Here is a 12,011-nt window from a genome sequence, read left to right on the forward strand (position 1 = left end):
ATGATTGAGTTGTGCAACAGGCACTATACCTGACACCCGGGTGTCAGCACTAATGAGACCCGGGTGTCATATAACTTGTTTATACTGTACAAATATTCCTAGAATACATGTCATCTCATTCATTTCCGTACCGGCATGAACAAGATTCACCTCTGTGTCCTCCGCATCCTCTGTGGTGAACAAATGCATAACTGCAAAGCAATTACTTAGTATGCTGCTTCACATACTCCGATGGCAAACAACCTACATACCTCTTGAAACTAGTAGAAAAATAAGAAGAAGATCCGAAACCGACCATTCCACTAATCTCTGAAATAGAGTGGCGCCCTTCAAGTAGCAATTTACATGCTTTATTAAAACGAATACGCCGGATAAAGTTTGCCGGCGGTTCACCGGATATGGAATTCATCTTGAGATAAAGCGACGAACGGCTCATACAAAGCTGGCTTGCCAACTCATCAGAGGTGAAGTCTTCATTACTGATATTTTCTTCTACCACCTGAATAGCTTTGCTCATGAATTCCTCGTCCAGATTATTCGAAGTCATTTTAGCAGTATCTATATCAATCGTATTCGAATAATAGTGTTTCAACCGCTGGCGTGCTTTCAGTTGATTAGCAATTTTTCCTTTCAATAAGTGAATAGAGAACGGTTTGGCAATGTAATCATCTGCTCCAGCCTGAATGCCTTCCGTCTGTGCATCGACACTTCCTTTGGCAGACAACAGAAGGACGGGAATATGGCAGGTTTGCAGATTTCGCTTAATAAACTGACAAAGTTTGATGCCGTCAATTCCCGGCATCATCACGTCGGAAAGAACAATGTCTACACGGTGTTCTTTCATGATAGCCAATGCTTCTTCTCCGTTTCCGGCGGTAAGCGTCACATAGTTCTGCCGGAAATTATCTTTTAGGTAATCTACCATTTCTTTATTGTCATCTACCAACAAGATAGTAGGACGTCCTTCCTCACTATCGGCTTCTATCTGATCGTCATCCGATAGTTCTTCTGAAACTATAACTGACGCATCACCAGAGAAATACTCATCAGCCACCGGAAGCTCCCGGAAAGAAGCAGATGTTTCGACTTCATGTGCCGGTAATTCACGTTCTTTCTCCGTGAAGGCAGTTATGTCAGCAGGTAGAGTGACTTTAAATTCTGTATATTGAGCAGGCTCGCTTGCCACGGTAATAGTGCCGTGATGTTTCTCTACAAGCATCTTCACCAATGACAGTCCGATACCCGTTCCCTTTCGCTGACCGTCTACCTGATAGAAACGTTCGAAAATACGGGTTAGCTGCTCTGGAGACATACCGATTCCGCTATCTCTTACCGTGAAACCATAGGTATCTCCCTCTGTCCATAAGGAAAGCGAGATGCTTCCACCGTCCGGTGTAAACTTAAAGGCGTTAGACAGCAGGTTCATCAAGATTGTCTCTACATACGTCTTATCTGCCGGAAACAACCGTCCTTCTAAATCGGATTTTATATGAAAGCTGATAGTACGCTTCTGCGCATTTTCTTTAAACAGGGCAAAAGCATCTTGCAACAGTTCTTCTACATTCACCTGCGTAACATGAAGAGGCATTGCACCTGCTTCGGCTTTACGGAAATCCAGCAACTGGTTAACAATGTGCAATAACTTCCGCCCGTTCCTATAAACGTAATCCAGTTTCTGCTGCACTGGAGTACCTTTCAGATTACTCTGTCCCAAAAGTTCCTCCAACGGAGCCAATATCAAACTCAACGGAGTACGCAACTCATGAGACATATTCATGTAAAAACGTACTTTCTCCTGACTGATTTCTTCTATCTTGTTTCGTTCTATCTGTTCAATCCGGACTTGCATCTTCATTTTGGCACGAGCAATAAAAAAATAGATCACAAAAACGAGAAGCCCTACAGAAAAGAAGATGAAAAGCGTCTTTGCCCACCAGGTCTGATACCACATCGGAGTGATGTGCACAAAAAATTCAGTAGTCGCTTCACTCCACTTTCCATTGTTGTTACATGCCTTCACCTTGAACACATACTCACCGGGCGGGAGATTAGAATAACTCGCTCGTGCAAAGGAAACATGACGGGAGTAGTTCCACTCGGTTTCAAAGCCTTCCAATTTGTAAACAAACTGATTCCGCTTGCCAGCCAAATAGTTGATAACGGCAAACCGGATATTAAAAAGTTTCTGATCGGAAGGAAACGACATACCCAGCATCCGCCCTTGCTCGTCCTGAAAATAGCGTACCCGTTCACTTTTCATATCCGTAATCACCTGATTTAAGACAACAGCTCCTGTTACCACCGCATCCGGAGAATATGGATTATCACCCAATTCATAAGGTTTGAAATAGGCAACGCCACCAAGAGACCCCAGGAAGAAGGTACCATCGTGAGCTTTGCAAGCTCCGAAATAATTAAACTGATCGTGAGGCAATCCGTCCTGCTTCGTATAGTTGAGGAAAGTACCCTCTTCCGTATTGAAACAAGCCAGTCCCTTGTTAGTTGTCAACCATAAACGTCCCCGTTCATCCTCCAGTATGCTATAAATAAAGTCGTTCGGCAAACCGTCTTTCATCGTATAGTGTTTCCAGGCTGTCGGTGCTCCTTCCTTATAGCAATATAGTCCTGTGGAAGAGCCGATCCAGATTTCATGACGGCTATCTTCCTGTACACAGAAAGCTTGTATCAACCCATGCAGATAAGCCGAAGAAGAAAGATGCAATTCTTCCAGTTTCCCGCCGGCATACAAAAACAGACTCTCTTCCGTACCAATCCATATTCTTCCTTTCGAATCGCGGAACAACGTATATATCAGTACATTCTCCAACTTTTTATACTTTTTAGCTAATGGATGCAGCGAAAGTTCTCCGGTCTGTTTGTCGAAAAGGTAAAGTCCGCTCATACCACCTACCCAAAGCGTTCCATCTGTTCCGTCTAATAAGGAGTAACAACTATTAGTCAGGGTAGTAGAATGGGGAAAGGAATATGTTTCTATCCTGCCACTCTTATGATGCAGGCGACTCATTCCCCCTCCGTGAGTGCCGATATAGGCACTTCCATCCTTGTCCGTCCATATACATTTTATATTGTCAGACTTTAAAGAGTTGGCGGAAGTACCCGTCCGGTAATATGAAAAAACTCCGGTTTTCCGATTATAATAATTTAATCCGCCATCGTTCGTGCCGATCCAGAGATTTCCATTATCCGGGTCTTCGGCAATACAACTCACCGTGTTATCACTTAACGAATTCCTCCAGGCGGAATGTTGCAAACGTCCGAATGCCGGAGCGAGGGGATGATAATAATTAAGCCCACCGTAAAATGTACCGATCCACATCCCCCCTTGATTGTCTTTCAAAATAGAACGGATGGAATTATGCCCCAATGTAGTCGGATCTTCAGGAGAAAAACGACAGATCCGGAAGGTTTCCGTCTCCGGTTCAAGGATAAGCAAACCTTCCATGGTTCCTATCCAAACCCTTCCTTTATCATCTCCGGACAGTGTTCTGACCGAGTTCGTAAGGAAATAAGCAGGAGTATTTTGCTTGTTATAATGATGTTTTATTTGAAAGTTATTATCCACACAATACACCCCGTTTGTCAATGAAGCCAGCCAACAATTCCCGGCTTTATCATCATAGAGCATATCAGAGATCGTTTCTCCTTTCAATTGAAGAAGAAGCCGAGTCACGTTTCCGTTACGTACATAATAGAAATAGACACCTTCCGAAGTACCCAATAGGAAGCCGTCATTCATCCGGCAAACAGAATAGATCACTTTCCCGGCAAGTTCTGGCTGCACTTTCATCCGCCCGTTTTTTTTATCAAAAACCATCAGACCGATATTGGTAGCAAGCAAAAGCCGGTCACTTTCCTCCGGTTCTCCGATAGCCAATACTTGCATCGGCTGATTGTCCGGTGACGAATAATTGGTGAAATTATTTCCTACAATATTATAACGGGATAAACCGACCTGCGTACCTACCCATACCGTACCCTTCGAATCGGTATGAAGTGAATAGACATGATTGTTCGCCAGACTGGTCGTATCATCCGGCGCTTTATAATACGAAACGAAGCGAGAACCTTCATACCAGTTCAGTCCGTCTATGGTACCTACCCAAATCTTATTATTATGATCTTGTGTCAGAGCTAGCACAGTATTTTGCGATAGTCCGTCATCCACGGATAACCGTTTAAAATGGATGAAGCTGTCGGTGGCCGATACAGCCAAAGGAAAAAATAAGATGTAAACGGTTAATCCGAATATGTACTTAAATAGCAAATGCCGGTCTTTCATGAGCTAATATTGAAGAATTTATCGTAAAGATAAGTATTTTCAATTCAATCTGATAAATGAATCCTTTTTTTAACTCATATAAAGGACCGGTATTGGCTTCAAAACGAATACGATTATCTTCAACGGTCTTCCTCCAAGTTAGTAAGACTGATTTTCTGATTTTTCTTTCAGATCTTTATAGCGCTTCAAGGCTTCCAGATAATAATAATCAGCATAATTGAGCGGAGTATCAATTTCACTGTCGTGCGGGAAACTACCAACCGAATGTAACAGGATGAAACCATGATTTTCTCCTTCCTTGGCCAAATAATCATCAGAGGATAACTGCTTCAGGATATGCTCCGCATAACGAAAATATTCTTCCCCTTGTTTCTTGTCGCCATAACCACTCAACTCCAGCAATGCAGAAGCTGTTACGGCAGCCGCAGAAGCATCTCGTGGTTCATTCGGTATCTTGGGAGCATCATAATCCCAATAAGGTATATAGTCATTTTCAGCCGGACGATGATCGATAATAAACCGCGCTATTTTATGAGCGGCATCCAAATAGTTCTGCTGCTTGGTGAAGCGATAACACATAGTATACCCATATACTCCCCAAGCCTGTCCACGCGCCCAGGCGGAAGAATCGGCATATCCCTGAAAGGTTCCTTTTGACTCCACCTCGCCGCTATCTGCCAGGTAGCTCACCACATGATAGGAAGTCATGTCTTTCCTGAAGTGATTTTTCAACGTTTTGTCGGCATGAGAGATGGCTATTTCTCGATATTTCGGATTATTGGTTTGCTCCGAAGCCCAGAACAGCATTTCAAGATTCATCATATTATCAATAATCACCGGATAGCTCCACTCACCGAAATCCCACGAACGGATCAGTCCGACTTCCGGACGAAAACGGGAACACAAGCTTTCTGACGAATTAATCAGAATCAAACGGTCCGTTGACTCTGGTTTTAAACGGATGCCCTGCCCATAACTGCAAAACATCATAAAACCCAAATCGTGATTACCCGTATAATATTGCATATCCTGCAGACGATCCGTATATTTGCGTGCCTCTTTTGCCAGAACTTCATCACCTGTCAACTCGTATGCTAGCCACATGGAGCCGGGATAGAAGCCACTCGTCCAGTCGGTGGGGTGCTCCAGTCTGTACTTTCCTTCTTTGATAGAACGGGGAAAACAGGCGGTGTCCGGTTCATTCTTCAATTGTTCTGACATATAGAGCAACTGATGTCCGGATGTTTTCACTGCATGGTCGAACCATTCCATTTCATTTTCTTTTGAAGCATCACAAGCAGTCAGGAGAGCAATACTCCCTACCGCCAGTAAAAGTTTGTTTTTCATTGTTCTACTTTATTTTGTTACTGTATTCTATTACTGGCAACAAAGTTAGAGTAAGTCGCAGACACAACCTTTGCAAATCTATTTTTTCATTTTCGTTTCTATTTCTACGGACTTTGATTTTGTCCAAAAGATCTTTGTTTTTATCTTTTTCATAAAAACAGGCACGGATTTCACAAAATAAGTCGTTGTCAGGCATAGCCAGGCAACCATGCAGTATTTTGCAAAATCCGTGTCTCACAATAAAGGTATCTTCCCTTTATCTCACAATATCCTCCGGAAATTTAGCCGGCATTTCTACTCTTTTCCAGGTTTCATAATACCAGGCATTCAACTCATTTCCATTCAAATCGTTCTTGATAAAGTATTTCAGATGGAGATAATCGTTATCTTTGATCTCGAATTCCAAAATATTATCCTGATTATCCAGCATCGGAAGATGAATGTTCTTCTCGATACTTTCTTTATAAGAATCATCCGTCAGTTGTTTCCACATTCCATATCCTGTAATAATGGCATCCGAGCCGGGGATAATGGTAAAGTTCACGATCCGTCCGTCATCACTCAACACTTTAAATGTATTACTAGGTTTCAATGCTCCCGGAACATCGGGAGATTCCGACACATAATGGCAGAGCTGCCAAATACCTTTTAAATCGGCCGCCTTGAATTTTGTTTTCTTTTGGGCCATCGCACCTGTTACCGCTAACAACATTATTGAAAGCATGGTAAAGAAATAGAGCTTTTTCATTGTTGTATTATTTTAGTTAACACTCTTGAATGCGTATTTTCAAATATAAAGATTTATTTTGGAAATACAGCAATTCAGAGCATAAAAAAACTCGCATAACCTAAAGATTATGCGAGTTTTACATAAATATACCGGAATATTAGAAATCAGCATTTCTTGGCGTACGCGGGAACGGTATCACGTCACGGATATTCGCCATACCTGTTACAAACAATAACAGACGTTCGAATCCTAATCCGAAACCGGAGTGAGGACAAGTACCGAACTTACGGGTATCCAGATACCACCACATATCTTTCATCGGAATATGCATTTCCTCAATACGGGTCATTAGCTTGTCATAGTCCGCTTCACGTTCGGAACCACCGATAATTTCACCGATCTTCGGGAAAAGAACATCCATAGCACGTACGGTCTTACCGTCTTCGTTCTGCTTCATATAGAAGGCCTTGATTTCCTTCGGATAGTCAATCAGGATCACCGGACGTTTGAAGTGTTCTTCTACCAGGAAGCGTTCATGTTCAGAAGCCAAGTCCACACCCCAGTAAACCGGGAATTCGAACTTATGACCTTTCGCAACAGCTTCTTCCAGAATCTTGATACCATCTGTATAAGGCAGACGTACGAAATCATCTTTCAATACACCTTGCAGACGCTCAATCAAGCCTTTGTCGAACATATCGTTCAGGAACTTCACATCATCCGCACAGTTATCCAACGCCCATTTCACACAATATTTGATGAACTCTTCTGCCAAGTCCATGTTGTCTGTAATATCGTTGAAAGCAACTTCCGGCTCAACCATCCAGAACTCTGCCAAGTGGCGGGGAGTATTGGAGTTTTCGGCACGGAACGTAGGACCGAATGTGTAGATAGATCCCAAAGCAGTAGCAGCCAACTCACCTTCCAGCTGACCGGAAACGGTCAAACTCGCCTGCTTACCGAAGAAATCATCTTCATAAGAGATAGAACCTCTCTCGTCTTTCTTCAAGTCATACAGGTTCATGGTAGTCACCTGAAACATCTGTCCGGCACCTTCACAATCGGAAGCCGTAATGATCGGCGTATGGAAATAGAAGAAGCCCTTTTCATGGAAGAACTTGTGAATAGCAATCGCCATGTTGTGACGGATGCGGAACACAGCACCAAACGTATTCGTACGCGGACGCAAGTGAGCTATCTCGCGCAGAAACTCCATGGAGTGACCTTTCTTCTGCAATGGATATGTATTATCGCAAGTACCCAGCACTTCGATTTCACGAGCCTGTACTTCCACTTTCTGACCGGAACCTACTGACTCTACCATTTCTCCGTTCACGCTGATACAAGCGCCGGTAGTAATCAGTTTCAGCATCTCTTCATCGAAATTAGCCAAATCTACTACGACCTGCAAATTATTTATTGTAGAACCGTCATTCAGTGCGATAAAGTTTACTTGTTTGCTACCTCTGCGGGTGCGAACCCATCCTTTCACATTGACCATCGCGCCAATATCTGTGCGCTTCAACAGATCAACAATTTTTGTTCTACCAATCTTTTCCATTTAACTTTTTCTTTTTAGATACAAGAAGACGAGGTTTCAATTGCAGGATTCATTTTTCCCGCTCTCTTTCCTCGTCCTCTGTCAAGTTGTTATTTATTGACTTATTATTCAAACGATCCCATGCGGAGGTAGTTTACTTCTGCTTCCGACAGGTAACGCCAGTCTCCGCGACGCAGACCTTTTTTGGTCAGTCCGGCGAAGAACACACGGTCGAGTTTTACTACTTTATAACCCAGTGATTCGAAAATACGGCGAACGATACGGTTCTTTCCGGAGTGAATTTCGATACCTACCTGGTCTTTCTTGAAATCATCTGTATAACTGATCGCATCTGCATGGATTTCACCGTCTTCCAACTGAATACCAGCTGCAATCTGATCCATATCTGCTTTGGTCAGGTTCTTGTCCAGATGAACATGATAAATTTTCTTCTTCAGGAATTTCGGGTGTGTCAGCTTGGAAGCCAGATCACCGTCATTCGTCAGCAAGAGTACACCAGTCGTGTTACGGTCAAGACGTCCTACGGGATAGATACGTTCGTTGCAAGCGCCTTTCACTAAATCCATTACTGTACGGCGTTCCTGTGGATCATCCGATGTAGTAACCGTATCTTTCGGCTTATTCAACAATACATATACTTTACGTTCGATGCTTACCGGTTCGTCGTGGAACTTAACCACATCCGAACGCTTGATCTTTGTACCCAATTCCGTTACTACTTCACCGTTTACAGAAACCACACCTGCTGTGATAAATTCATCAGCCTCGCGACGTGAACAAACACCAGCATTAGCCAGGAACTTATTCAGACGGATCGGTTCATTCGGATCAATAAACTGTTCCTTGTACTCGATCTGCTTCTTTACGCTATACTTAGCATTCGGATCATAATCGCCGGTACGCGGACGAGGACGATAGCCTCCTTGTGAACGGTCATTGTTGTATCTCGGACGATAGCCGCCACCGCCACCACCGTTGTTGCTACGATAGCCGCCACCACCTTCACCGTTATTGAAACGGGGACGATACGGACGGTCACCACCTTCACGGTTGTAAGAAGGACGTTGAGGACGGTCGCCACCTTCGCCGTTATTAAAGCGGGGACGGTAAGGACGGTCGCCACCTTCACGGTTGTAAGAAGGACGTTGAGGACGGTCACCACCTTCACCGCTATTGAAACGGGGACGTTGGGGACGGTCATAAGAACCACCTTCACGGTTGTAGGAAGGACGTTGAGGACGATCATAAGAACCACCTTCGCGGTTGTAAGGACGTTGCGGGCGTTCGCCTCCTTCATTATTGTTATTGAAGCGAGGACGATACGGACGATCGCCACCTTCACGATTGTAAGAAGGACGTTGAGGACGATCGCCATAAGAGCGGTCACCATACGAACGCTGCGGGCGTTCGCCTCCTTCATTGTTGGCATTAAATCGCGGGCGATACGGGCGATCCCCGCCTTCACGGTTGTAAGAAGGACGATACGGACGTTCTCCACCTTCTCTGTTGTAAGACCTGTTACCATCACGGCCGGCACCTGTATTCTCTTCATTGAAAGAATTTTCGCGCCATTCTTCGTTTTCTGTGCTCATTTTTTTATTCGAATAAAATTAGACTTTGGCCTCACGGCCTATTTAAAAACACGTTTATTATATAAGTAAACAATTAAAGCCCCGTATAAGTATGGGGAGTGATTGCTCTTAACTCTTTTTTAATATCTTCGCTTACATTCAATTCTTCGATAAACTCTTTAATAGAACTTTCTGTAATAGCCTGATTGGTCCGGGTTAAAGCTTTCAAAGCTTCATACGGATGCGGATAAGCCTCACGGCGCAGAATGGTTTGAATAGCTTCTGCCACTACGCTCCAACAGTTATCCAAGTCACGATAAATAGCCGGTTCGTTCAGCAACAGTTTACGCAATCCTTTCAAAGAACTCTGAATGGCAATCACGATATGACCGAAAGGCACACCTACATTACGCAACACTGTCGAGTCTGTCAAATCGCGCTGCAAACGGGAAACAGGAAGTTTCACAGCCAAATGTTCCAGGATAGACGTTGCTATACCCAGGTTACCTTCCGCATTTTCAAAGTCAATCGGATTCACTTTATGCGGCATGGCACTCGATCCCACTTCTCCGGCTTTAATCTTCTGCTTGAAATACTCCATAGAGATGTACTGCCAGAAGTCACGATTCATATCGACCATAATCGTATTGATACGCTTCATACTATCAAAAACAGCAGAAAGGTTATCATAGTTCGAAATCTGTGTAGTATATTCTTCACGCTCCAATCCCAGTTTCTCTGCAACAAACCGATTGCCGAATTGTTTCCAGTCATATTGAGGATAAGCCACATGATGTGCATTGTAATTTCCGGTAGCACCACCAAACTTAGCGGTAATCGGACATGCCTTCAACATAACCAGTTGACGTTCGAGACGGTAAACGAATACCATCACTTCCTTGCCTAAACGAGTAGGAGAAGCCGGTTGACCGTGAGTTTTGGCAAGCATCGGAATGTTAGCCCATTCTGTTGCATAAGTTTTCAACTGTGCAATCAGTTCTTCAATCAACGGATAGTAAACCTGTTCCAATGCTTCTTTGATAGAAAGAGGAACAGACGTATTGTTAATATCCTGAGAAGTCAGTCCGAAGTGGATAAACTCTTTGTAGTCATCCATTCCGCCCATCTTGTCAAATTCTTCTTTCAGGAAGTATTCTACGGCCTTCACGTCGTGGTTAGTTACACTTTCGATATCTTTAATGCGCTGTGCGTCTGCTTCAGAGAAGTTACGGTAGATATTCCGTAAAGTTTCGTACACATTGCTATCGATTCCTTTTAATTGCGGCAAAGGGAGTTCGCACAAGGTGATAAAGTATTCCACCTCTACCTGTACACGGTATTTAATCAGTGCAAATTCAGAGAAATAAGCTGCCAAAGCTTTAGTTTTGCCTCTATATCGACCATCAATCGGAGATATGGCCGTTAATACATCAAGTTCCATACGTTTTCTTAGATAATTATCAGACTGCAAAATTAACTCTTTTTCCTGAGTTATAGAGCAAAAGGATAGAGAAAGTTTGTATAAAAGCGGTAAGAAATAAAAAAAGTCTCACGAATTGCTTCGTAAGACTTCCTTTTTGGTGTGGGCGCTGAGGGATTCGAACCCCCGACCCTCTGGGTGTAAACCAGATGCTCTGAACCAGCTGAGCTAAGCGCCCTTTTAATGAGCCGGAAGTGTTTCGTTTTTTAGTGTGGGCGCTGAGGGATTCGAACCCCCGACCCTCTGGGTGTAAACCAGATGCTCTGAACCAGCTGAGCTAAGCGCCCGTACACTTCCGTTTCAAAAGCGATGCAAAGGTACGGCATTTTTTGAATTCTGCAAACATTTCATGCATTATTTTTCAAGAAAGTTTTTGCCTAATAAAGAAAAGCTCTGATTATCAACAAATAATACAAAAAAGTTTTTTTCTCGCAACTTTCACTTCGTCCAGTCCGTCTACCAGATAAAGCAACTTATTTGCGAATCACCCGTGCCGGATTCCCGACTGCAACACTGTCGTCGGGAATATCTTTCGTCACAACACTCCCCGCTCCTATCACACAACGATTACCAATCGTCACACCGGGACAGATAATAGCGCCGCCACCAATCCAGCAGTCTTCACCAATCGTCACCGGATAAGCATATTCCTTAGAGCCTCTTCTTTCCTGATAATCCATCGGATGATGAGGCGTATAAATCTGCACACAAGGACCGACCAGTGTATGAGCACCAATTGTGATATATCCTCCATCCAGGAAAGTGCAATTAGCATTAACAAACACATGTTCACCCAACTTGATTCCGTCTCCGTGATCGCAATGGAAAGGCGGGCATATAATGGAAGTTTCAGGAATCCCCGGTACCAACTTATCCAATAATTCTCTATAACCCTCATCGTACGTACTCATTCCCCGCATACGTGCCAATATTTTTTTGGCATGTTCAAAACGTACCTGCAATTCCGGTGCAGACATATCAGCCAACTGGCTACTACGCATCTTCTCAACTTCCGTCATACC

The 12,011-nt window shown here is 43.6% G+C and carries 7 protein-coding genes and 2 tRNA genes; all 9 read right to left on the reverse strand.

The window, feature by feature from the left end:
- Positions 1 to 202: 202 nt before the first annotated feature.
- Positions 203 to 4,300 (reverse strand): hybrid sensor histidine kinase/response regulator transcription factor, encoded by a 4,098-nt coding sequence (locus DXB58_RS24620; protein ID WP_122138575.1) that lies wholly within the window; start codon positions 4,298 to 4,300, stop codon positions 203 to 205.
- 138 nt (positions 4,301 to 4,438) lie between these two features.
- Positions 4,439 to 5,647 (reverse strand): glycoside hydrolase family 88 protein, encoded by a 1,209-nt coding sequence (locus tag DXB58_RS24625; RefSeq protein WP_122138576.1) that lies wholly within the window; start codon positions 5,645 to 5,647, stop codon positions 4,439 to 4,441.
- A 256-nt stretch (positions 5,648 to 5,903) separates the two neighbouring features.
- Positions 5,904 to 6,395, reverse strand: a complete 492-nt coding sequence (locus DXB58_RS24635; RefSeq protein WP_004324683.1) for a DUF4488 domain-containing protein — start codon at positions 6,393 to 6,395, stop codon at positions 5,904 to 5,906.
- A gap of 139 nt (positions 6,396 to 6,534) precedes the next feature.
- Positions 6,535 to 7,938: an asparagine--tRNA ligase gene (asnS, locus tag DXB58_RS24640; protein WP_122138577.1), complete on the reverse strand. Its 1,404-nt coding sequence runs from the start codon at positions 7,936 to 7,938 to the stop codon at positions 6,535 to 6,537.
- 104 nt (positions 7,939 to 8,042) lie between these two features.
- Positions 8,043 to 9,530 (reverse strand): pseudouridine synthase, encoded by a 1,488-nt coding sequence (locus DXB58_RS24645; RefSeq protein WP_055167709.1) that lies wholly within the window; start codon positions 9,528 to 9,530, stop codon positions 8,043 to 8,045.
- 73 nt (positions 9,531 to 9,603) lie between these two features.
- Positions 9,604 to 10,950 (reverse strand): adenylosuccinate lyase, encoded by a 1,347-nt coding sequence (purB, locus tag DXB58_RS24650; RefSeq protein WP_122138578.1) that lies wholly within the window; start codon positions 10,948 to 10,950, stop codon positions 9,604 to 9,606.
- Between the two features lie 142 nt (positions 10,951 to 11,092).
- A tRNA-Val gene (locus DXB58_RS24655) sits at positions 11,093 to 11,167 on the reverse strand.
- 34 nt (positions 11,168 to 11,201) lie between these two features.
- Positions 11,202 to 11,276 (reverse strand) — tRNA-Val (locus tag DXB58_RS24660).
- Positions 11,277 to 11,462: 186 nt separating this feature from the next.
- Complete coding sequence (locus DXB58_RS24665) at positions 11,463 to 12,008, reverse strand: sugar O-acetyltransferase (RefSeq protein ID WP_122138579.1); 546 nt, start codon at positions 12,006 to 12,008, stop codon at positions 11,463 to 11,465.
- Positions 12,009 to 12,011 lie beyond the last annotated feature (3 nt).

Origin of the sequence: Bacteroides sp. OM05-10AA (assembly GCF_003439055.1) — a bacterium.
Taxonomy (GTDB): domain Bacteria; phylum Bacteroidota; class Bacteroidia; order Bacteroidales; family Bacteroidaceae; genus Bacteroides; species Bacteroides intestinigallinarum.